The organism is Campylobacter concisus (genome assembly GCF_003048835.2).
GTDB lineage: Bacteria > Campylobacterota > Campylobacteria > Campylobacterales > Campylobacteraceae > Campylobacter_A > Campylobacter_A concisus_D.
Genome location: NZ_CP060705.1, coordinates 1506788 through 1529309 on the forward strand (window position 1 = coordinate 1506788; position 22522 = coordinate 1529309).

20 protein-coding genes and 1 tRNA gene are annotated in these 22522 nt (G+C 39.8%); 3 read left to right on the forward strand and 18 right to left on the reverse strand.

Going from position 1 to position 22522, the window contains the following annotated elements:
- Positions 1-400: 400 nt before the first annotated feature.
- The 7 genes from pckA to CVT08_RS07630 form a co-directional block, all read right to left on the reverse strand.
- Positions 401-1975, reverse strand: a complete 1575-nt coding sequence (gene pckA / locus CVT08_RS07600) for a phosphoenolpyruvate carboxykinase (ATP) (RefSeq protein ID WP_196381039.1) — start codon at positions 1973-1975, stop codon at positions 401-403.
- Positions 1976-2080: 105 nt separating this feature from the next.
- The gene (locus tag CVT08_RS07605) at positions 2081-3883 is read right to left on the reverse strand and encodes a biotin/lipoyl-containing protein (protein ID WP_107855882.1); all 1803 of its coding nucleotides are present in this window, start codon (positions 3881-3883) and stop codon (positions 2081-2083) included.
- Between the two features lie 122 nt (positions 3884-4005).
- On the reverse strand, positions 4006-5394 hold the full coding sequence (locus CVT08_RS07610) for a TRAP transporter large permease (protein ID WP_107855881.1): 1389 nt from the start codon (positions 5392-5394) through the stop codon (positions 4006-4008).
- Positions 5394-5903 (reverse strand): TRAP transporter small permease subunit, encoded by a 510-nt coding sequence (locus tag CVT08_RS07615; protein ID WP_103607572.1) that lies wholly within the window; start codon positions 5901-5903, stop codon positions 5394-5396. The genes CVT08_RS07610 and CVT08_RS07615 overlap by 1 nt, the downstream gene beginning before the upstream one ends.
- Entirely contained in the window at positions 5896-7248 is a 1353-nt protein-coding gene (locus tag CVT08_RS07620) for a sodium-dependent transporter (RefSeq protein WP_103621145.1), read from the reverse strand. The genes CVT08_RS07615 and CVT08_RS07620 overlap by 8 nt, the downstream gene beginning before the upstream one ends.
- A 1-nt stretch (position 7249) precedes the next feature.
- Complete coding sequence (locus CVT08_RS07625; protein ID WP_107855880.1) at positions 7250-8581, reverse strand: sodium-dependent transporter; 1332 nt, start codon at positions 8579-8581, stop codon at positions 7250-7252.
- Entirely contained in the window at positions 8581-9924 is a 1344-nt protein-coding gene (locus CVT08_RS07630; RefSeq protein WP_103630130.1) for a sodium-dependent transporter, read from the reverse strand. The genes CVT08_RS07625 and CVT08_RS07630 overlap by 1 nt, the downstream gene beginning before the upstream one ends.
- Positions 9925-10130: 206 nt before the next feature.
- On the opposite strand from CVT08_RS07630, the gene CVT08_RS07635 reads away from it, so the two are divergent.
- The 3 genes from CVT08_RS07635 (at position 10131) to CVT08_RS07645 (ending at position 11492) form a co-directional block, all read left to right on the forward strand.
- The gene (locus CVT08_RS07635; protein ID WP_004317263.1) at positions 10131-10433 is read left to right on the forward strand and encodes a F0F1 ATP synthase subunit C; all 303 of its coding nucleotides are present in this window, start codon (positions 10131-10133) and stop codon (positions 10431-10433) included.
- A gap of 49 nt (positions 10434-10482) precedes the next feature.
- Positions 10483-10567, forward strand: a tRNA-Leu gene (locus tag CVT08_RS07640).
- Positions 10568-10628: 61 nt separating this feature from the next.
- Entirely contained in the window at positions 10629-11492 is an 864-nt protein-coding gene (locus CVT08_RS07645) for a VIT1/CCC1 transporter family protein (protein WP_107855879.1), read from the forward strand.
- 1 nt (position 11493) lies between these two features.
- Here the strand turns inward: CVT08_RS07645 and ribD are convergent, their stop codons facing one another.
- The 11 genes from ribD to CVT08_RS07700 all read right to left on the reverse strand — a co-directional run bounded on the left by ribD (position 11494) and on the right by CVT08_RS07700 (position 22486).
- A complete protein-coding gene (gene ribD, locus CVT08_RS07650; protein WP_107855878.1) occupies positions 11494-12549 on the reverse strand; it encodes a bifunctional diaminohydroxyphosphoribosylaminopyrimidine deaminase/5-amino-6-(5-phosphoribosylamino)uracil reductase RibD in 1056 nt (351 codons plus the stop codon).
- A 51-nt stretch (positions 12550-12600) separates the two neighbouring features.
- Complete coding sequence (locus CVT08_RS07655) at positions 12601-14250, reverse strand: formate--tetrahydrofolate ligase (RefSeq protein ID WP_107855877.1); 1650 nt, start codon at positions 14248-14250, stop codon at positions 12601-12603.
- A gap of 1 nt (position 14251) precedes the next feature.
- Positions 14252-14668 carry a ribosome maturation factor RimP gene (rimP, locus tag CVT08_RS07660; RefSeq protein WP_021089627.1) on the reverse strand — a complete coding sequence of 139 codons (417 nt, stop codon included), beginning with the start codon at positions 14666-14668 and terminating at the stop codon, positions 14252-14254.
- Positions 14661-15026: a 30S ribosome-binding factor RbfA gene (gene rbfA, locus CVT08_RS07665; protein ID WP_004317240.1), complete on the reverse strand. Its 366-nt coding sequence runs from the start codon at positions 15024-15026 to the stop codon at positions 14661-14663. Before rbfA ends, rimP begins: the two co-directional genes overlap by 8 nt.
- Positions 15023-17680, reverse strand: a complete 2658-nt coding sequence (gene infB, locus CVT08_RS07670; RefSeq protein WP_107855876.1) for a translation initiation factor IF-2 — start codon at positions 17678-17680, stop codon at positions 15023-15025. The genes rbfA and infB overlap by 4 nt, the downstream gene beginning before the upstream one ends.
- Positions 17667-17921: a hypothetical protein gene (locus CVT08_RS07675; protein WP_021085774.1), complete on the reverse strand. Its 255-nt coding sequence runs from the start codon at positions 17919-17921 to the stop codon at positions 17667-17669. Before CVT08_RS07675 ends, infB begins: the two co-directional genes overlap by 14 nt.
- 21 nt (positions 17922-17942) lie before the next feature.
- Positions 17943-18827 carry a homoserine kinase gene (gene thrB / locus CVT08_RS07680; RefSeq protein ID WP_107855875.1) on the reverse strand — a complete coding sequence of 295 codons (885 nt, stop codon included), beginning with the start codon at positions 18825-18827 and terminating at the stop codon, positions 17943-17945.
- 8 nt (positions 18828-18835) lie between these two features.
- Positions 18836-19168, reverse strand: a complete 333-nt coding sequence (locus CVT08_RS07685) for a glycoprotease (protein WP_413784342.1) — start codon at positions 19166-19168, stop codon at positions 18836-18838.
- A 110-nt stretch (positions 19169-19278) separates the two neighbouring features.
- Entirely contained in the window at positions 19279-20163 is an 885-nt protein-coding gene (lpxC, locus tag CVT08_RS07690; RefSeq protein WP_004317248.1) for a UDP-3-O-acyl-N-acetylglucosamine deacetylase, read from the reverse strand.
- A gap of 60 nt (positions 20164-20223) precedes the next feature.
- A complete protein-coding gene (locus CVT08_RS07695) occupies positions 20224-21594 on the reverse strand; it encodes a M23 family metallopeptidase (RefSeq protein WP_103598958.1) in 1371 nt (456 codons plus the stop codon).
- A gap of 61 nt (positions 21595-21655) precedes the next feature.
- The gene (locus tag CVT08_RS07700) at positions 21656-22486 is read right to left on the reverse strand and encodes a prephenate dehydrogenase (RefSeq protein ID WP_103598959.1); all 831 of its coding nucleotides are present in this window, start codon (positions 22484-22486) and stop codon (positions 21656-21658) included.
- Between the last annotated feature and the right edge of the window lie 36 nt (positions 22487-22522).

A 22522-nucleotide genomic window follows, 5' to 3' on the forward strand; every position in this document is an offset into this window, starting at 1 on the left:
AATTTGAGATCAAATTTAGCTGGAGTGTTCTGGCTAAATTTTAAATTTTTAACTTCAAAGACCACGCTACTTACAATAATTTTTTATATTAGGAATTTTGAAATTTAAAGAGATTGCAAAATATTTTAAATTTAACTGGGGCATTCAGGCTGAAATTTGATTTTTAACTAAAAGGATCGCTTGTATTAAAATTTCTGATATTAGGCAATTAAATTTTTCAAGCTTTTACAAAAAGCAAATTTTATAGTGAAATTTAGAAAGTATCTTTAAATTCTGATTGAGGTATTTTATAAAAATTTTCAAATTTCATATTAGAAATTTAAAAGTGAGCTATATTTTTACTATTTGATAGTTTAAATTTAAAAAGCCTTGTAGGCAAAATACCCACAAGGCTATAAATTTATGCTGTTGGGCCAGCTTTGGCGTACTCAACGCCCTCTTTTACATCTTCGTAGCGTTTGAAATTTTCAACAAACATTTTAGCGAGCTTGTCGCGTGAAATATTGTACTCAGCTGGGTGTGTCCATGTATTTATTGGATTTAGCAGTTTTGTCTCTACACCATCAAGCTCTTTTGGGATAGCGAAGTTAAATTTATCAAAATTTTCAAATTCGCATTTTGTGATGCTACCGTCTAAGATCGCATTTATGCAAGCACGTGTTGCTTTTATGCTCATACGCTTGCCAACGCCGTAAGCACCACCGCTCCAGCCTGTATTTACAAGATAGACATTAACACCGTGCTTATCGATCTTCTCGCCAAGCAATTTTGCATAGACAGTTGGGTGAAGCGGCATAAATGGCTCGCCAAAGCAAGCGCTAAAAGTAGCGACTGGCTCGGTGATACCGCGCTCTGTGCCAGCAACTTTTGCTGTGTAGCCACTTAAAAAATAATACATCGCCTGCTCTTTTGTTAGCTTTGCAACTGGAGGAAGCACGCCAAAAGCGTCAGCGCTTAAAAAGATGATATTTTTTGGATGGCCAGCGCTTGAGCTTGGCTCGTAGTTGTCGATGTGATAGATCGGATAGCTCACGCGTGTGTTTTCGGTCTTTGAGCCATCTTTATAATCAACCACGCCATTTTCGTCAGCCACGACGTTTTCAAGTAGCGCGTCACGCCTGATCGCTGCGTAAATTTCTGGCTCACTGCTTGGATCAAGGTTGATGCATTTTGCGTAGCAGCCGCCCTCAAAGTTAAACACGCCATCATCGTCCCAACCGTGCTCGTCATCGCCTATTAGTTTGCGTTTTGGATCGGTTGAAAGTGTCGTTTTACCAGTGCCAGATAGGCCGAAAAATAGCGCTGTATCGCCCTTCTCGCCTACGTTTGCAGAGCAGTGCATGCTTAGTTTGCCCTCAAGTGGCAACCAGTAGTTCATCATAGAAAAAATACCCTTTTTCATCTCGCCGCCATACCATGTGCCGCCGATCACTGCGACATTTTCCTCGACGTTAAAGATGACAAAGACTTCTGAGTGCAGCCCATCAGCCTTGTAGTCCTCATTTTTTGTCTTGCAGGCGTTATATACTACAAAATCAGGCTCAAATTTAGCCAGCTCTGCTTCACTTGGACGGATGAACATATTTTTTACAAAGTGCGCTTGCCACGCTACTTCAGTGACAAAACGAACTGATTTTTTGCTCTTTTTACTAGCTCCACAAAATGCGTCTTGTATGAAAATTTCCTTGCCACTTAGTTGCTCTTTTGCTTTTTTAAGAAGCTTATCAAATAGCTCTTTTGTGATAGGCTGATTTATCTTGCCCCAAGCGATGTATTTTTGACTTGGATCTTGCTTGACAAAATACTTGTCTTTTGGGCTTCTGCCTGTAAAAATTCCAGTATCGACCATAAATGTGCCATTACTTGAGACTCTGCCCTCGTTATTTGCCTTTTCAAGCTCAAAAAGCTCGTCGTAGCTTAGATTGTGATTTATCTTTTTGATCTCTTTTAGACCTAGCTCGTCTAGCTTATTTATCATGTTGTTTCCTTTTAAATTTTCGTTTCTTTATAAATTTGACCTAAAAGTCATCAAAATGTTAATCAAATTTCGCTTAACACTATCTTTTTAAAAGTGGCAAATTTATTTAAATCTAGCCACCACTTGATTGTTCGCGACACTTTGACCTTTACTAACCTCTATAGAGCCTATGATGCCATCTTTTGGGGCTTTGACCTCTATCTCCATCTTCATCGCTTCAAGCACAACTATGGCCTGACCTTTTTTGACATGATCTCCTGCGCTAACTAAAATTTTATGCACAGCGCCTGGCAAGCTTGCAACGATATCATTTTCTGTTGCGCCTGCTACTGCACTTTTGGCACTTTTTACGCTCTTGCCTTCAACTTCAGTGATTGATTTTACTTGGATGCTGTCGTTAAAGCCTTCGCTTACTTCAACGTTGTAGCGGCTACCATTTACCACGACGCTATATCTGCCGCTTTGAGTTTGTCTGCCATCGTTTGCCTTAGTGTTTGGATCAACTTTTCTTACATTTACTTTGGCTTCGCCTTTTAAGAACGCGATACCTTTTTCTTTACAAGCTGCTGCTATAAAGACGTTTTCTTCGGTAACCTTGATCTTATTTTGTTTTAAAATTTCTTTCACATGCGCAAGCGACTTACTCTCATCTTTATCGGCTATATCAACTGCATGTTTTGTAGTTGGTTTTAAGCCTAGTTGCTCACTAGCAAGCTTAATGATCTCTTTATCAGGCGTAACTGGGGTCTTGCCAAAGTAGCCAAGCACCATTTTACCGTATCCCTCAGCGATCTTTTTCCACTTGCCAAACATCACGTTGTTAAATGCTTGTTGGAAGTAAAACTGGCTAACAGGGGTTACTGAAGTGCCGTATCCGCCCTTTTGCACCACTTCGCGCATAGCAAGGATGACCTCTGGGAATTTATCTAAGATGTTGTTATCTCTCATCATCTGAGTATTTGCAGTGAGCGCGCCACCAGGCATCGGTGAAAATGGTATTAGAGGGCTTACTTGCACAGCTTCAGGTGGTAAGAAATACTCTTTTAAACAATCATTCAAAACGCTTTCGTATTTTAAAATTTTCTCCACATCAAGGCCGCCAAGATCGTAGTTTTTGCCTTTTACTGCGTGAAGCATGGTTAGGATATCTGGCTGACTTGTACCGCCACTTACTGGGCTTGCGGCTAGGTCTATACCATCGACACCAGCTTCAAGCGCTGCAAGATAGCAAGCCACGCTTACGCCTGCAGTTTCATGCGTGTGAAGTCTGATGTGGGTTTTTTCTGGGAGTAGCTTTCTAGCCATTTTTATGGTTTCATAGACCTTTTGTGGGCTACTTGTGCCACTTGCATCTTTAAAGCAAACGCTGTGATAAGGGATACTTGCATCTAAAATTTCTCTTAAAATTTTCTCATAAAATTTAACATCATGAGCTCCCACACAGCCACTAGGCAGATCCATCATAGTAACGACGACTTCGTGTTTTAGCCCGTGATGAGCGATCCTCTCGCCTGAATATTTTAAATTTTCAACATCATTTAGTGCGTCAAAATTTCTAATAGTAGTGGTTCCATGTTTTTTGAAAAGTTTTGCGTGAAGGTCAATTAGTTCGCGGCTACCGGTGTCAAGTGTGACGGTATTTACGCCCCTGCTTAGGGTTTGAAGGTTTGCTTTTGGTCCTACGATGCTTCTAAATTTATCCATCATCGCAAAAGCGTCTTCATTTAGGTAAAAATAAAGGCTTTGAAATCTCGCTCCTCCGCCAAATTCAAAATGCTCTATGCCAGCCTCTTTGGCTGCTTCAAGCGCGGGCAAAAAGTCGTTCATAAGCACCCTAGCGCCATAAACCGACTGAAAGCCATCTCTAAAGGTCGTATCCATAACATCGATAAATTTCTTTGCCATATTTCACCTCATTAAATTTATAAATTTACTAAAAAGCGATCATAAAAAATGGCTAAATTTGACAGAAACTCAAATTAGCCATTTTGCTTGTTTTTGGTATTTTACAACCAAAAACTTTTATATCATTTAAAAAGTGAGAGTAAGAAGTTAAATAATCCGCCGTGGCTCGCATCTAGCATCGGCTTTATCTCCATTAAAAATACGCAGAAAAAGACTAAAACTGCTACTTGGATGATGATGTAAGGCACCACGCCTTTATAAATAGCAGCTGTTTTTATCTCAGCAGGTGCGACTGATCTTAAGAAAAATAGACTAAAACCAAATGGCGGTGTCAAGAATGAAGTTTGTAAATTCATAGCAACTAGGATCGCTAGATAGACTGGATTTATGCCAAGTTTTGCGGCGATTGGCACCAAGATAGGAAGCACGATATATGAAATTTCAACAAAATCGATAAAAAAGCCAAGCACAAAGATAACAGCCATACTAAAGATGATAAAGCCCCACTTCTCGCCTGGTAAATTTGTCATGAAATTTTCAACTATCTCATCGCCTCCAGTGTAGCTAAAGACCATAGAAAAGGCAGTCGCGCCAACAAGTATGGCAAAGACTAAAGCTGTAGTTTTCACGCTCTCAGCCAAAGCCTCTTTCATCATAGAAAATGAAAATGTCCTATAAAACATAGAGAGAATGATAGCGCCCACGCAGCCAAATGCTGAACTTTCAGTCGGCGTAGCGATACCTGCAAAGATAGAGCCAAGCACGCAGATGACTAGTAAAAGTGGCGGGAAGATCGCGGTTAGCGCTCTAATGATCTGCTTAAATTTACTAACGCCACTCTCATCTTTTACGATAGGAGCGACCTCTGGCTTAAGATAAGCAACTATCAAAATATAAACTATATAAACGGCAACTAGCGTAAGTCCTGGCACAACAGCTTGGTGAAAAAGCTCGCCAACTGGCACTGAGAAGATATCGCCCAAGATGATAAGCACGATAGAAGGAGGGATGATCTGACCAAGCGTACCAGCAGCGCATATCGTGCCACAACCTAGGGATTGATCATATTTATACTTTAGCATTACAGGCAAGCTTATAACGCCCATAGCAACGACGCTAGCTCCTACGACGCCAGTAGATGCTGCAAGAAGCGCACCAACCAAGATAGTGCTAATAGCGATACCACCACGAATTTCTCCAAAGAGCATACCCATACTCTCAAGTAGTCTCTCAGCTAGCTTTGACTTTTGAAGCACTACGCCCATAAAGACAAAGAGTGGAACTGCTATAAAAATTCTACTCTCCATGATAGAAAAAATTCTATAAGGCATGAAGTTAAACATATCTTTAAATACTTCTATACTGCCAAGTAGGCCATCGCCATCGCTAAGGCTCTCTACAACGCTGCCGACCATGCCAAATATCATCGCAACCGCACCAAAGGTAAATGCCACTGGAAAGCCAATGCCAAGCATCAATAGTGCGGCTATAAACATTATCAAACCAGCCATTATTCCCCCTTTTTAGCTTTTTTGTAAAGATTGAAATTTCTTATAAAAAAGCCAATCGCAAAAAATACAAGTATGTAAAATGAAACAGGGATCATCGCTTTTATGATCCATCTGTGAGTAAGACCGCCTGGATCTGCGCTAGCCTCTGCTGAGCTATAAGCATCTCCTACAAATCCAAATGATAAATTTGAAACCAAAAGCGCAAATGGTATGACAAAAAATATAGTGCCAAGCATATTTACAAGGGCTTTGTTTTTTGGCGAAAATTTAGCATAAAAGATATCAACTCTAACATGTGCGTCCTCTTTTAGAGCATAGCTCATGCCAAGTAGAAATATCACAGCAAAAAAGTGCCACTCAAGCTCCTGAAATGCAACGTTGCCGTAAGAGAAAAAGTATCTTGCCACAACGTTAAAAAATACGTCTATTATCATCAAAGCCATAATAAACATACAAATATAGCCGACTATATCACCAGCTTTGTCAAAAAATCTCTCAATCTTATCCATTAAAAACCTTTAATAGTTCATTTATCATGATGATGAGCACACAAACTGGTGCTACATATCTTAGTAAAAAATACCATGTATTAAATACAAAATCACTCATATATGGGCTAAATAGCACATATAAAGCATCTTTTTTCATAAAATATCCTACAAATATCGCTCCACCGATACCGCTAATTGGTAGCAAGATATTTGAAGCAGTAAAGTCAAGGAAGTCAAAGAAATTTTTACCAAATATCATAAATTTATCGCCAACATTTTCTATATTTGATAAAAGACATAAAAATCCAACTATGAAAATCCCAGCTCCAACTATGCAAAGCGCTTTTTTCCTACTCATGCCATACTCTCTGATCAAGAAAAAGACAAATGGCTCAACGATGGAGATGGCTGAAGTGATACCAGCAAAGATAAGTGCAGCAAAAAATGCTACAGCCAAAATTTGACCGATCGCGCCAAGCTTTGCAAATAGCGTTGGTAGCGAGATAAAGACAAGACCTGGTCCTTGAGACGGAGTAGCGCCAAATTCAAATATAAAGGTAAAAATAACAAGACCTATCATAATAGCAAGCGCGATATTTATGAAGACGATACTAAGCGTTGAAGTGGCTAAATTTGTATCATCGCTTAGGCTAGCTGAATAAGTAATGATCGCTGCCATACCAAGAGATAGCGTCCAAAATGCAAGTCCAAGAGCAAGCAAGAGTGAGTTAAATGAAATTTTGCTAAAGTCTGGGATGAGTAAAAACTCGGCTGATTTTACAAAGCCATCCATCGTTATAGAGTAAAAAAGCATGATCAAAACCATGATAAATAGGCTTGGCATCATCCAAACATTTAGCTTCTCTATGCCGCTTTTTACGCCTTTTGACAGGATGAAAAAGCAAGCTGCAAATGCTATAACAAAGTAAAGTGTCTGCTCGCCAAGACCATGCGTCAAAAGATCGTTAAATATCACTTTTGAGCTATCTATATCGCTTGGGAGGCCAGTAAATGAGAGCGTGAAATATTTAAAGACCCAGCCGATGATCACGATATAGTATGATGAGATGATGGCCGCTGTCACCATGGCTAAAATTCCAACTAGTTGCCATAAATTTTTATTTTTAGCTGCTAGCTTTCTAAAAGCATTTACACTGTCGCTCTCGCTAAGCTTGCCGATACTAAGCTCTGCCATAAAGATAGGCACACCAACTAGAAAAGTTATCAAAAGATATAGGATAATAAACGCCGAACCGCCGTTTTCACCAACCATGTATGGAAATTTCCACGCATTACCAAGTCCGACCGCCGATCCAGCGACTGCTAAGACATAGCCTATTTTAGAAAATTGTTCTTTTGCCATATTATGAGATCTCCCTTATTAACACCACCAGAACTAAAAGTGGAGCCACAAATCTAATTAAAAAATACCAAATGTTAAATACAACCTTGCCCATATAAGGCAAAAATAGCTCTTTTAAAAGCTCAAATTTTACAAAGTATCCAACAAAGATAGCAAACAAGATGCCACCAAGCGGGAGCATGATGTTTGAGCTGAGATAATCAAGCAGGTCAAAAAAGCTCTTACCAAAAAATGTAAGTACATCTTTAAATTCGTTTGTGCCACTTAATGCGCATAAAATTCCTAAAATATAAACCACGCAAGCGACGATTAGGATCGATTTGTTTCTACTAAAATTTAGGCTTTTGCTTAAGAAAAATATAAACGGTTCAACCATCGAGATAACCGAGGTGATGCCAGCAAAAAATAGCGATATAAAAAATGTAAATGCCAAGAAATTTCCAAGCAAGCCAAGCTTAGCAAATAGCGTTGGTAGCGATATGAAAGCAAGCCCTGCGCCTTTTGATGGCTCTGAGCCAAACTCAAATGTAAATGTAAAGACGATAAGGCCGATGATGACGCTTATTATGATATTTGCAAAGACGACATAGAGCGATGAGGTAAATAAATTTGTATCGTCGCTTAGACTTGATGAGTAAGTAAGTATGCAGCCAATGCCAACGCACATCGTAAAAAAAGCAAGTCCAAGAGCGTTTAAAACAGCTGCTTGATCTATCTTTGAAAAATCGGGCACTAGTAGAAATTTAGCCGCTTTATCAAAGCCCTCCATGCCAAAAGAGTAGCCAAGCATAAGCAAAAGCAAGATAAAAAGAGCTGGTATGAGATAGACATTTATGCGCTCTATGCCGCTTTTTACGCCTTTTGTAAGGATGAAAAAGTAGGCAAAAAATGCGATACTAAAGTATAAAATTTGCTCTCCTATGCCATTTGAGGTGAAATTTACAAAAAGCGTCTCTGAACTTGCGATATCTTTAGGTAGCTCGCTAAGACTTAAAATGACGTATTTTAAAACCCAGCCAATGATGAGTGTGTAAAAAGATGCGATAAATAGCCCAGTCACCATGATAATACCGGCAAATTTCCAAGAGCTTGCCCCTTTTGTAGCTAGAGATTTAAACGCTCCAACCGTATCAAGGCGTGAAATTTTACCCATCGCCATCTCAGCAAAAAATATGCTAAGACCAACAGCAAAGGCAAAAAATAGATATATAAGGATAAATGCCGAACCGCCGTTACTGCCAACCATGTATGGAAATTTCCAAGCATTACCAAGGCCAATAGCCGCTCCAATTATAGAAAGGATAAAGCCAATTTTACTAAATCTCTCTGCCATTATTTACCTGCCATCTGATAGATCATTATCGCACAAATGGCAACTGGCACGACATATCTTAAGAAAAAGTACCAAATTTCAAAAAAAGCTCTTCCCATAAAATCGCCAAAAAGCAGATACAAACTCTCTTTTTTAAGCTTATAGCCAACAAAAAAGCTAAATACGATAGCGCCTATTGGCATCATGATATTTGATGTGAGAAAGTCAAGCGCGTCAAAAAATGGCTTGCCACAAACGCTAAAAGCACTTGATGTGTCTGAATAATATGAAAGTATGCAAAAGATGCCTAGGATATAGACAAAGGCGCCGATGTAAAGAAGCGCCATCTTTCTTGAAATTTCAAATTTTCTAACCAAATAATAAGCAAAAGGCTCGATCATCGAAACCGCGCTTGTGATGCCAGCAAACAATAGCGATACAAAAAATGCGACTGCCATGACGTTGCCAACGATGCCAAGCTTTGCAAAAAGCGTGACAAGCGAGATAAAGATAAGACCTGGACCACTTGCCGTGCTATCAGCCCCATAAGCAAATATAAATGTAAATACGACAAGCCCCATCATAATGCCTATTAAGATGTTTATAAAGATGATCGAGAGCGTTGATTTTATTAAATTTGTGCGCTCTGGTAAATTTGCAGCGTATGTCGGTATGACGCCAACACCCATAGATAGCGAGAAAAACGCAAGGCCTAGAGCCTGCAAGATAACATCTGGCGTGATCGCACTAAAATTTGGTACAAATAAAAATTTAGCCGCCTTAACAAAGCCATCACCCATGCTAAGTGCGTAAAAAAGCATGCAAACTAGCAAGACAAAAAGGCTTGGCATCATCCATATATTTAGCTTTTCGATGCCACTTTTTACGCCTTTTGAAACGGCAAAAAATACCATTAAAAAAACCAAACTAAAGCAAAGCACAGCGCTGCTTAAATCATTTGATAAAAGTGTGTTAAACTGCTCACCTGCTGCTTTTGAGTCTGCTAAAAGCGGCGAAAAACTAAGATATATATACTTTAATATCCAGCCAATAACAACCATATAAAATGAAGCTATAAGTATCGCTCCGATCATGAAAAAGCCAGAGAGAGACCACGCTTTTTTATTTTTTGGAGCGAGTTTGTAAAGAGAGCTTACGATGTCGCTTTCGCCAAGTTTGCCAATGCTAAGCTCCGCTAAAAATGCCACAAACGCGATAGCAAAAGTAAGAAGCAAGTATAAAATTATAAATGCCGAACCGCCGTTATTTCCCACCATTGTAGGAAATTTCCAGGCATTGCCAAGACCCACAGCAGAACCAGCCATCGCAAGAACAAAGCCTATCTTTGAAAATTTTTCGTTCATTGAAAACCTAAGATTAAGAATAAATTAAATTCTTTCAAAGATAGCATAAAAAAACTTTCATTTTTCTAAGCCAAGAATTTTTTATAGGCAATTTAAATTTTTAGTGTTTTTATTTGAAACAAAGTTTTGTTTTTGTAATATTACGGCTCATAAAGTTTAAGTAGGGGACAGATCCGAAAGAGCTTTAAAATTTTAAAGGAGCAACGATGAAAAAGATCGTGTTTTTAATTCTTGGTCTTGCTGCATTCGCATTTGGCGCTGACGGCGAGATGATCAGATCATATTCAGTTATCGCTGGCGGTATCGGCCTTGGCCTTGCAGCTCTTGGCGGTGCTATAGGTATGGGTAACACAGCTGCTGCAACTATCAGCGGAACAGCTAGAAACCCAGGTGTAGGTAGCAAACTTATGACTACAATGTTTATTGCTCTTGCGATGATCGAAGCACAAGTTATCTACGCACTTGTTATTACACTTATCGTTCTTTACGCAAACCCAATGCTTGGCTAAGCGTAAAGCTTAAAATTTAGCCCCTCTTTTGGGGCTTTTGTTCTTTTTTGCGATCATGGTGGAATTGGTAGACACGCTATCTTGAGGTGGTAGTGCCGCTAGGTGTGCGAGTTCGAGTCTCGCTGATCGCACCATCTTATCTCTCTTTCTAAATCAAAATCTTAAAATTTCTAAGCTATAAAAAAGGAAAATTTTATGTTAGATAAAAAACGTGCTTTAAAACAATTACAAAATGAAGCAGATGATGCTGCTATATACTCTCTTCTTGAAGCTAGCGAAAAAGTCGAAGAGAATAAAAAAATACTTCGCAAATTAATCACCGAAGAGAGACGCCACTATGCTTTTTGTCAAAAGATAACTGGCGAAAGCAGAAGCGCAAATTTATTCAAAGTCATCTTCTATACGATACTTGTTAAAATTTTTGGTACCTCTTTTACTCTGAAATTTATGGAGTCACGCGAAGAAAATGCAGAGAAATTTTATCTTAACATCGTAGATGAATATCCTGAAGCTCGTGATATTTACGAAGAGGAGATGAAGCACGAAAATAGTCTAATCTCCATGTTAAAAGACACAAAGCTCGTAAATGCTGGTGGTATCGTGCTTGGCATGAATGATGCTTTAGTTGAGCTAACAGGCACACTTAGCGGCATCGCGCTTGCATTTTCAAATACAAAATCAGTTGGCGCAACAGGCCTTATCATGGGCGTGGCAGCTGCACTCTCTATGGCTGGCTCAGCATATCTCGAGTCAAAAGAAAATCCAAGCGAAGAGATCAAACCACTTACCTACTCGCTCTACACAGGCGGTTCATACATCATAACAACGGCATTTTTGATACTTCCATTTTTTATCTTTACAAGCGGTCTTTACGCCGTCTTGTCGATGTTTTTCTTTGCGCTAGTTGCTATCATCACTTACAACTTTTATATAAGCGTGGCAAAGGAGCTTAAATTTTTACCAAGAGTGATTGAGATGTGCGTGATAACTTTTGGTGTTGCGATCATATCTTTTGGCATCGGCTTTTTAGTCAAACACTATTTTGGACTTGATGTCTAACCTAAATTTCATACCAAGTGTAACTATCGTCCCCAAAATTCCCACTAAAAAGTGGTTTTAAATTTAGATCAAGCCTTAAATTTTCACCAATTTTGAAATTTGAGCTTTGATAGATAAGTAGCCATTTTACATTTGCTAGCTTGCCCTCTTTTGCAAGTTTTAAAAACTCGCCAGCTCCTTCAAACATGCAAAGTCCTTTTAGATCAAGCTCTTTTTGAATGCTAACTTTGCGATCTGGCACGCTAAAAAGTGGCAATGTTTCATCAAATTTATCGCTTCTTGAGTAGATTATGACATCTGGGTTTTTGCCATTTTTTATAAGTCTGGTATCGAGCCTTGGTCGGTCTGTCCGCACTGTGTTACCACCGATCACCAACGTATCTATGACGCTTCTTAGTTTATGCACATGCGTGCGGCTAAGCTCATTTGTGATGATGCCCCCACTTGCCACGCCGTTTTTACTAATGGCGATTTTTAAAAAGCTAAATCCACCATTTTGATATGCCAAAAATGGCTCAAGCAGCTTATCGCAGCGCTCTTTTAAAACGCCAAATTTAACATTCACTCCCGCACTCTGAAGCAAATTAGCGCCACCACTTGCTATTTTATTTTCATCGTGGCTGCCAATTATGACCTCGCTAAAGCCAAGCTCTTTTAGCAAATTTGCACAAGGTGGCGTTTTACCGTGATGCGAGCAAGGCTCAAGAGTGACATAGGCTTTTGCATTTTTTAGTAAATTTGAGTGGTTTTTTAGTATAAATTTATAGGTAAATTTTGGCTCTAAAAGGCCAAATTCGCCCTCTTTTATCTTAGAGCTAAATTTAGCGTTATACGCTTTTATAAAATCATCTTTAAATTTTTCACTTTTTTTGCAAAGCGCAAAAAGTATCGCTGTCGGTTCAGCGTGTAAATATCCAGCCTTTTCATGAGCATTGCAAGATAAAATTTGCCCATTTTCATCAAGGACAAGGCACCCAACGGCTGGATTTGGATAGGTCAGGATCTGAAATTTCCAAGCCTTGCTTAAAGCAAGATCCATGTAAAATTCGTCGTTCATCCATGCCTCTTTAAAAAACACACTAGCCTTTGCCAGTGTGTTTTCATAAATTTACGACAAGCCGTCGATCTTGCCGTCTGCGTCTATCCTCATATTGACCGCAGCTGGTACTTTTGGAAGTCCTGGCATTAGCATGATCTTACCGCAAACCGCGACGATAAAGCCAGCTCCCGTTCTAATGTCAAGGTCTTTTACGCTAAATGTAAAGCCCTTTGCCCTGCCCAAAAGCTTCGCATCATCACTAAATGAATACTGAGTTTTTGCGATACAAACTGGCAAATGGCTCAAATTTAGCTCTTTTATCATCTCAAGCTTTTTAAGAGCGGCCTCTTCAAAGACCACCTCGCCAGCTCCATAAATTTCCTTAGCAACCTTTTCTATTTTGGTTTTCGTATCGTCGCTCATCTCGTAGGTGAAATTTATCTTACTTGGCTTATCGCACGCTTTTAAAACTAGCTGGGCAAGCTCAAGTGCACCTTTGCCACCTTTTAAGAAATTCTCGCAAACTGCCACTTCTACGCCAAGCTCACGGCAGTACTCTTTTACGAAATTTATCTCTTCATCGGTGTCAAAGCCAAATTTATTAAGCGCCACAACCACGTTTTGACCAAATTTACCTTTTAAATTTTCGATGTGGCCGCCAAGGTTTTCGATACCTTTTTTAAGGGCATTCATATCTGGTTTTGTGATCTCGTCTTTATTTGCTTCGCCGTTATATTTTAGCGATCTGATCGTGCTTACAAGCACCACAGCGCTTGGTTTGATGTCAGCGATCCTGCATTTTATATCTAAAAATTTCTCCGCGCCAAGCTCCGAGCCAAAGCCAGCTTCTGTTATGACGTAGTCAGCTAAATTTAGAGCTGTTTTTGTTGCGATGACTGAGTTGCAGCCGTGTGCGATGTTTGCAAATGGGCCGCCATGCACGAGCGTAGGTGTGTGCTCTAGTGTTTGAAATAAATTTGGCTTGATCGCATCTTTTAAAAGTATGCAAACAGCATCTTCGCAGCCTAGATCACGCACATAGATAGGCTTTTTATCGCTATCGTAAGCAACCATGATGTTTGCCACGCGCTCTTTTAGATCAGAAAGGCTTGTGGCTAGACAAAGCACAGCCATGATCTCGCTTGCGGCGGTGATGTTAAAGCCATCTTCTCTTGGCACGCCATCCGTTCTGCCGCCCTGACCCACAGTGATAAATCTAAGCGCACGGTCGTTCATATCCATACAGCGCTTCCATAAAATTTTCTCTATTTTTAGTGGGTTTTCTTGATAGAGGCTATTATCTATCATGGCAGAAATGAGGTTATTTGCCGATGTTATCGCGTGAAAATCGCCAGTGAAGTGTAAATTTAGATCCTCCATCGGCGCAAGCTGCGAGTAGCCACCACCTGCTGCTCCGCCCTTTATGCCAAAAACTGGTCCCAAAGATGGCTCGCGAAGTGCTAGGCAAACCTTTTTATTAAGTGAATTTAGTGCGTCAGCAAGACCTATTGACATAGTCGTTTTGCCCTCGCCGTATGGGGTTGGGTTAGTCGCGGTGACTAAGATGAGCTTTGAGTTTGATGGCTCAAGTCTAGGAGAAATTTTGGCCTTAAATTTGCCGTAAAGCTCAAGCTCGTCTTCGTTTAAGCCTAATTTTGCGGCAACTTTACTGATGTGTTCAAGTTTCGTTTGGTGAGTTATCTCGATGTCGCTTAGCATTTTACCACTCCAAATATGTTTTTGCTTTTTTTATCTCACTGATGTTGATCTCAAAAATTCCCTCTTCGTTTTCTACTGCGATGCTCTCTTCGTCCGCTTTTACGAGCCTTCCTGCAAATTTCTCAGCCTCGGTTTGAACTTTAACTAGCTCTCCAACGCTCGCTTTAAAGTGTGAAGGCTTGCTAAGCTTTCTCTCAAGACCAGGTGAGCTAACCTCAAGGTTATAATCCCCACTAACTGGCGGTGTCACGTCAAAAATAGGCGAGAGCAGACGGCTCACTTTTTCGCAGTCATCAAGGCTCACTCCGCCATCTTTTGTGATATAAACTCTAAAAATAGCCCTGCCATTTTCATTTGCGATCTCGCTGTCGTAAAGCTCTACACCGCATTCGCGTACTAATTTGTCTAAATTATCCATTTTTGTTTAAATCCTTTGAAATTTTATCAAACAACTTATCCATATGGTTTTGATACTCTAATCTATCGTCAAATTTAAAGTGAAAATTTGGACATCTATACCAGCCCTCAGCAGCCATGCAGTGGTTTTGCAAATGCCTGCAAACTCGCTTTAAATGCCCCAAAATATACTCTTGCTCGCGCTCGTCAAACATCATCTTATCAAGATAGACAAAGGCGTCGTATCTGCCCTTTTTGCACTCGACGTCAGTGACACAAAGACCTTTTAAAATGCTATCTTCAAGAGTGGCTAGAGCCTCTGGTATGAGCTCTTTTAGCACGCTCTCTGTTCTCATACGCTTTATTTCGTTAGCGTTCATAGAGTAGCTTTCTCCTTGACTTCTTTGAAGCTTTCGATGTAGTCATTTTCTCTGATGTCGTTGAAATTTTCGATGCCAACGCCACACTCGTAGCCTTTAGCAACCTCTTTTACGTCATCTTTGAAGCGTTTTAATGAACTAACTAAGCCCTCATAAACGACCACACCTTCTCTAATAAGACGAATTTTTGCTCCTCTGTTTATCGTACCCTCAGTGACGATACATCCAGCGATAGTGCCAACTTTTGGCACATGGATCACTTGGCGAACCTGAGCTTGACCAAGCTGCTCTTCTCTGATGATAGGTGACATTAGTCCGCCCAAAATCGCCTTCACATCGTCGATTAGGTTATAAATAACGTTGTAAGTTTTTATCTCGACGCCACTCTCTTTTGCTTTCTCTTTTATCTCGCCAGTTGGTCTTATATTAAAGCCAAGGATGATACAGTCGTTGCTTGCACCTGCAAGCGCAACATCGCTTTGCGTGATACCGCCAACGCCTGAGTGGATCACATTTACTCTGATCTCGTCATTTGCTAGTTTTTCTAGGCTCGCTTTTAGCGCTTCAAGTGAGCCGCCAACGTCAGCTTTGATGATGACTGGAAGTGTCTTTAGCTCGCCCTCAGCGATCTTAGCACTAAGCTCATCGATACTAACCTTTGTGGTCTTACTAAGCTCTTTTTGACGGATATATTCAGCCTTTTTCTGTGCGTACTCACGAGCTTCTTTGTCGGTTTTGACACCTATTAGCGTCTCGCCAGCCTCCGCTATCTCGCTAAGACCAACTATCACGCCACATTCGCCTGGTTTTATCTCTTTTAGCGGCCTGCCCTGATCATCAAGCAAGCTTCTTATCTTACCGTATGCAACGCCAGCTACAACAGTGTCTCCGACATGAAGCGTGCCGTTTTCAACAATGATGGTAGCTACTGGACCACGGCCTTTTTGAAGTGAGCTCTCGATGACAGTAGCCTTTGCGTTTGCCTTTGGATTTGCCTTTAGCTCCAAAAGATCAGCCTGCAAAAGCACGATCTCAAGTAGATCATCTATGCCCATGCCTGTTTTTGCAGAGATAGGCACAAATTCATACTTGCCGCCCCACTCTGTTGGCATGATGTCAAGCTCAGCAAGACCGGTTTTTACTAGATCAGGATTTGCTGACTCTTTATCCATTTTGTTTATCGCGATGATTATTGGCACACCAGCGGCTTTTGCGTGGCTGACCGCCTCTTTTGTCTGTGGTTTTACGCCGTCATCTGCTGCAACAACGATGATAACTATATCAGTTACGCCAGCGCCCCTTGCACGCATAGCCGTAAATGCCTCGTGGCCTGGAGTGTCGATAAATGTGATGTTTTTGCCGTTTTTATTTACCATATAAGCGCCCACGTGCTGTGTGATACCACCAGCTTCGCCAGCTGCTACGCGAGACTTTCTTATGTAGTCAAGTAGCGAGGTTTTGCCGTGGTCGACGTGACCCATAATGGTTATGACTGGTGCTCTTGGCTGGAGATTTTCATCATCTTTTATCTCCTCTTCATAGGCTGCAACGTAGTCAAATTCTTTTTGATCATCGATAATATTTACCTCGACATTAAACTCATCAGCCAAAATTTCTATCGCATCTTCATCCAAAAAGTCGTTTTTAGTTGTCATCATACCGAGCATAAATAGCTTGCCTATGACCTCGCTAGGCTGCTTGTTTAGCTTTTCAGCAAATTCGTAAACGCGAATTTCTTTTGGGATATTTATAGAAGTTACAGCCTCGTTATTTTGCTTGTTTTCAGGCTTTTTATGTTTTTTTCTAGCCCTTCTTTGTATGCCACCCTCGCCAAATGAATTTATCGTATTATTGACGGTTGTTTTCATCGCATTTGGCTGTTTTGTCCTTTGCATAGGAGCTGGCGCTGGTGTTTTGAAGCTAAAATCAGGCAATACAACCACATCTTCATCTTCAAGCACGATATCACCAAAGTCGCTTCCACCGAGCAAGTCCATCTTCTCAGCGCTATCTTTTTTGCTTACAACTGTTACTTTTTTCTCTTTTTTCTTTTTTCTAGCCAAATTTTCATCGCTAGCAGAGAACATACTCTTAAAATCGCTGATGTTAGCCACAGCTGCCTCAGCCTTTTTCTCCTCTTTTACCGGAGCTGGCGCCTCGAAATCTTTTTTCTTTTTAACTATCACAAGGCCACGTCTTTTTTGAGTCACATCAGCCAAGCTCTCTTTTGGTTTTGGCGCTTCAGCTAGTTTTTGCTCAACCTTTACAGGCTCTTCTTTTTTAGGCTCAGCTTTAGGTTTATCCTCTGAAATTTGCGCCTCTTTTTTAGGCTCAGTCTTTGCCTTTTCAGGCTTTGACTCAGCCTTAGCAGCCACCTTTTTAGGCTCAGCTTTAGGCTTTTCTTCTTTTTTAGTTGGCTCTTTTTCTGCCTCTTTTTTAGGCTCTTTTTTTGCTTTTGGCTCGCTCTTTTTCTTTTTAAATTTATCTGGTATTACACCACTTTGAACGTACTCATATATTGCTTCAGCCTCTTCAAGGCTAACAGCGTTTGAGTGAGTTTTGACCTTTAGGCCTAGTTCTTGAGCTTTTTCGACTATCTCTTTACTTGGGTAGCCAAGCTCATTTGCGATCTCTGAAATCCTAACATTGCTCATTTAAGAGTATCTCCTTTAACTTCGGTGCATCAAGTCCGAGAGCACCTTTAGTTTGTTTATCAATTATTTTTTTTAAAATTTTGTCGTCTTTTTGCAAACAGCCATCACACAGATAGAAACTGCGACCATTTCCTTTGCCGCACTCCAAATTCTTGCCTACCAAGCGGTATCTTTTTAGCAAGTTTTGAGAAAATTTGACTTTGCAAGCGACGCATGTCCTTACTGGATTATTTTTATTCATTATACCTTTTTAAACTTGTTTCTAGCTTTGCGTGATTTCGTATCCATCGTTATCAAATGAAAAAATTTCCACTCTAAAATCACCAAATTTACTCTTTAAAACGTCTTGTAAATTTTTAGCGTCATCTTTATAAGCGATGTTTAAAAAACTTGAGCCTGAGCCTGAAAGTATGCTCATTAGCGCTCCATTTTCATAAGCTACCTTTCGCACCTCAAAAAGCTCTTTTAAAACGCTCATTCTGCGCTCTTCGTGCATCATATCCTCACTTGCTACCCTTAAAAGATCATATCTTTTTTCATAAAAACAAGATGTCAAAAATGCAGCGTGAGAGAGGTTATTTACGCACTCTTTCATGGTGTAGTTTTTTGGCAAAATTTGTCTTGATGATGCCGTACTCATCGGCTTATTTGGGATAACAATAACCGCTTTTATATCATCGCTTAAATTTATTTTATTTGCATAAACATTGCCGTTTTTTACGATAGCACTGATAAATCCACCATGAACTGCTGGCGAGATATTATCTGGATGAGTTTCATAGATGATAGCTTTATTTAAAACAACACTTTTACTAGCCTTAAACCCAGCCATCTCGTAAGCTGAAGCTATAGCTCCAACGATCACTGCAGAGCTACTACCAAGCCCTCTTGAAAATGGGATATTGTTTTCAAAAACTACTCTAAAATTTTCATTTTTTCCAGTTAGCTCTAAAAAAATTTCATTAAAAATGCTTAGAAAAATGTTGTTTCTCTTTAAATTTACGCTATCGCTTCCCTCGCCATTTATCGAGACCGAGCTAAATTTAGATGGTTCGATCTTTACGCTATTAAAAAGCTTTAAGCTAAGCCCCAAAGCGTCAAAACCTGGTCCTAAATTTGCACTTGTTGCAGGGATTAAGATATTCAAATTTTCTCCTAAACAGCTTGGATGATATAATCTGGAAGTGTATCTGAATTTAGTTTTAATTCATCTAAATTTAAAGGCAACACAAATCTCACTGGCTCAACTTTTTCAAGTGAAATTTCGCCATTTTTTAGAACAAAACTTAAATTTTTATTTGCCCTGATCGCTTGGCCGCCATTTAGACTAAAGCCACTAACTGCGTAAAACTCACAGCCCTTTGCCAAAGAAAAAGTTTCTAAGATGACGTAAGCTACCTTTAACCCCATGAAGCTGCCTGGTGTGTTTGCGTAGATGATCTTTGTGATATTAAATTTAGAGGATAAATTTTCTAGGATTTTTATCAGAGCTTCACTGACATGCTCGTCAGTTGTGATCTCATCAAATTTTACGCCATCTTTATAGACTCCAACTAAAAGCGGAGTCGATAAAGAGACTACTAAAATTTCAATATTTTTTATGCAAATACCTTTTGATACTCTTTTAAAAGCTCGCCACTAAGCGTTGCGATCTCATAATTTTTCTCATCTGCCATTAAAGCAAGCGTTAGTTTGTGATTTAGATCGTGGCTACCAGCAAATGCTGTGTAATCCCCTAACAAAGGTGCTCCAAGCAAGCTCAAATCGCCAACTGCGTCTAAAATTTTATGTCTTACAAACTCATTTTCAAATCTCAAACCCTCTGGGTTTAAAATATGCGTATCATCGATAGCTACGGCGTTATCAAGCGATGCGCCAAGGGCTAAATTTTGAGCTTGCAAGCGTTGCAAATCTTTTAAAAAGCCAAAAGTTCTAGCTCGAGCTATATTTTTTACAAATGAACTCTTGCTAAATTCAAAAACATATCTTTGTTCGCCGATAACTGGGTGGTCAAATTTGATCGTATAGTCAAATTTTGGATTTCTTGAAGGCGAAGTTCGCACAAATTTTGACCCCTCAACCACCTCGACCTCGCGGCGGACAAGGATCACTTTTTTACCAGCATCAAGATGTCTTATACCAGCTTCATCAAGCAGCATACAAAAGCTTATCGCACTGCCGTCCATGACAGGAATTTCGTTTGCATCAACTGAAATTCTAATATTATCAATGCCGTATCCATTTACAGCTGCCATTAAGTGCTCTATCGTGCTGATAAAACCCTTTTCGTTGCCAACGACGGTTGCCATTTGCGTATTTATAACGTTTTTAGGCTCAGCTTTAAAACTAATACCAAGATCTTCGCGGTGCAAAATAATACCTGAATTTGCATCAAGAGGTTCTAGTATAAGTCTTATCGGCTCACCCTTATGAAGCCCTATACCAACGGTCTCAACGCGTCTTGCGATAGTAGTTTGTTTCAAAAATTTTCCTTATATTTTTTTGTTTGCTTATGATAGCACTAAAAAATCAAATTTGCAAATTTAATTCTTATCTATCATCGCCTTTGCGGCATCTAAGACACTTGTCACATTGTCTTTTATCCACTTTTTATCCATCCATTGTTGAGGCCTTACCTCTTCGCCTTGGACTAAAATTCCAAAGTGAAGGTGATCTCCAAGAGCAAGGCCACTCGTTCCAGTTGCGCCTATTTGATCGCCAGCAGCAACCATGTCGCCCTCTTTTACCTTCGCACTTGAGCAGTGTCCGTAAAGTGAGTAAAGTCCAAATCCATGATCGATCACAATGTTTAAACCATAAATTCCATTCTCAGATGCTAACACGACGCGGCCCGCATTGCTAGCTATTATCGGAGCTGATGCCACGCTTGCAAAATCTATACCCATGTGCCATGACTCACTTACTTGTTCATTATTATATGTATAGAAGCGGTGGTCAGCAAAATCAGCCACTTTCTTGCCATTTCTAAGTGGATAAAATGGAATTATATTAAAGCCATTTGTGATGTCAGTATCGACGTTTGAAGTGAGTGCTGCTATCTTCTCTTCATTTGAGTTTCTTAGTGTTTCATTGACAAATTTCATCTTATCAAGCCTAGAAAGAGCGTTTGGATCTTTGGCGTATTGATCTGTTAGATCAACGATCTTTCCGTCTAAAAATCTATCATTTAAAGCAATGGTTGAAGTTTTGTATTTTACATTTTCATAAAAATATCTCACGTGAGATTTGCTCTCATTGCCCGCAAAGTCCCTGGCAATGACCTCTGCGCTAAAGTTTTCAACTTGCACTGGCCAAGCAACAAGTGCTGCATAAAAGCCCTCTTTGTAAAATGGCACGGCCTTAAATTTCTTACCAAAATTTGTCTGGACATAAACCTCTTTTAGCTGATTATCAGTCGCTCTAAAGACGACAACTGCACTACCGCCTTTTGAGATAGAGTAAGACTGTGAAAGCACGTAAAGATCAGGCTTTGATGTATCAAGTACGACTTCAACTTTTTTGCTTGCTTTATTTCCAGTAAAAAAACCCCATTTGCTAGTATCGACCGCTTCTATACTCATCTCATAAGTATCTTTTTGAGCAAAAAATCCAGTCTTTGGGAAGGTTAAATTTACATCAAGCTCAGTGCTTGGGTTTTGTATAATTTGATTTAGTAAATTTAGGTCATTTTTGCCGTCATTTATGCTAATGCGCACAAATTTTATGCCGCTGTCATCTTTAAATTTGATATTCATAGGCGAGCGAAGGTTCCAATAAACCTTATCAGCAACTCCGATAATTGGCTCGTTTCGCTCAAAGTCTTTCGACATTAAAGCATAACCAAAGCCACCAGCCAATATCAAAACAAGTAAAACCACAACAATGCCAAAACCACCTATTCCACGTCTATACATATATTATTACCTTAAATTTTATTTGCGAAATTTTACATATAATCAATAAATTTTTAGTTAATTACAAAATTTCTCTTACGGCTCTAGCTTCGCTCATCCAGTCAAAAAGCTCATCCCAGCGCTCATCTTTTATAAGATCTTTGCATAAATTTAGCTCTTTTTCAAACATATTTATCGCGGCAACGACATTATTTTTATTTTGCTTAAAGATATCGCTCCACATAAATGGCGAACTCTTTGCGACACGTATCATGCCCTTAAATGTCGGTCCGCCAAGAGCAACGATATGCCTTTTATCCTCTTCTTTTAAGATCCCACTAGCAAGCGAAAATGCAATAGCGTGAGGCAAATGTGAGATGAGACCCACGTGATGATCATGCTCTTTTGCACTCATGAAAATGATCTTCATGCCAAGGCAAGAAAATAGCTCAACACTCCTTTTTACATGTTTTTCTGCACTCTCAGCAAAGTCACAAACTATGACAGTTGCGCCTGTGTAAAGCGACTTAAATGCAGCCTCAGGACCAGAGTACTCAGTACCTGCCATCGGGTGAGCTGGGATGAAATTTTTACGAATTTTTTCTGGCACGGCTTCTATTATCTTTTGCTTTGTCGAGCCAAAGTCGATGATCGTCGTATCTTCACTAATGTCAGTTAAATTTTGCACGATGCTTACGATAGCCTCAACTGGAACAGCCAAAAAGATGATGTCACACTTCTTTTTCATCTCATCAATGCTTAAAATTTCATGCACCAGTCCAAGTTCTAGTGCTTTTTTGCTGTTGTTTTCATCTTTGTCATACCCGCTGACACAAGAGATCAGCTTCTCATCTTTTAGTGCAAGACCAAGCGAGCCACCCATAAGACCAAGTCCGATGATACCTATTTTCATAAAAAACCTTTAAAATTATAAAATTTAAATTTTTTA

Excerpts from the sequence above, each read along its gene's own strand:
- CVT08_RS07645 (WP_107855879.1), top strand. The coding sequence starts at position 10,629 with ATGTTAGATAAAAAACGTGCTTTAAAACAATTACAAAATGAAGCAGAT.
- CVT08_RS07620 (WP_103621145.1), bottom strand. The coding sequence starts at position 7,248 with ATGGCAAAAGAACAATTTTCTAAAATAGGCTATGTCTTAGCAGTCGCT.
- infB (WP_107855876.1), bottom strand. The coding sequence starts at position 17,680 with ATGAGCAATGTTAGGATTTCAGAGATCGCAAATGAGCTTGGCTACCCA.
- CVT08_RS07675 (WP_021085774.1), bottom strand. The coding sequence starts at position 17,921 with ATGAATAAAAATAATCCAGTAAGGACATGCGTCGCTTGCAAAGTCAAA.
- CVT08_RS07655 (WP_107855877.1), bottom strand. The coding sequence starts at position 14,250 with ATGCTAAGCGACATCGAGATAACTCACCAAACGAAACTTGAACACATC.
- CVT08_RS07625 (WP_107855880.1), bottom strand. The coding sequence starts at position 8,581 with ATGGCAGAGAGATTTAGTAAAATTGGCTTTATCCTTTCTATAATTGGA.
- CVT08_RS07700 (WP_103598959.1), bottom strand. The coding sequence starts at position 22,486 with ATGAAAATAGGTATCATCGGACTTGGTCTTATGGGTGGCTCGCTTGGT.
- CVT08_RS07610 (WP_107855881.1), bottom strand. The coding sequence starts at position 5,394 with ATGGCTGGTTTGATAATGTTTATAGCCGCACTATTGATGCTTGGCATT.
- CVT08_RS07630 (WP_103630130.1), bottom strand. The coding sequence starts at position 9,924 with ATGAACGAAAAATTTTCAAAGATAGGCTTTGTTCTTGCGATGGCTGGT.
- CVT08_RS07605 (WP_107855882.1), bottom strand. The coding sequence starts at position 3,883 with ATGGCAAAGAAATTTATCGATGTTATGGATACGACCTTTAGAGATGGC.
- rbfA (WP_004317240.1), bottom strand. The coding sequence starts at position 15,026 with ATGAACGCTAACGAAATAAAGCGTATGAGAACAGAGAGCGTGCTAAAA.
- CVT08_RS07635 (WP_004317263.1), top strand. The coding sequence starts at position 10,131 with ATGAAAAAGATCGTGTTTTTAATTCTTGGTCTTGCTGCATTCGCATTT.
- CVT08_RS07695 (WP_103598958.1), bottom strand. The coding sequence starts at position 21,594 with ATGTATAGACGTGGAATAGGTGGTTTTGGCATTGTTGTGGTTTTACTT.
- rimP (WP_021089627.1), bottom strand. The coding sequence starts at position 14,668 with ATGGATAATTTAGACAAATTAGTACGCGAATGCGGTGTAGAGCTTTAC.
- CVT08_RS07615 (WP_103607572.1), bottom strand. The coding sequence starts at position 5,903 with ATGGATAAGATTGAGAGATTTTTTGACAAAGCTGGTGATATAGTCGGC.
- ribD (WP_107855878.1), bottom strand. The coding sequence starts at position 12,549 with ATGAACGACGAATTTTACATGGATCTTGCTTTAAGCAAGGCTTGGAAA.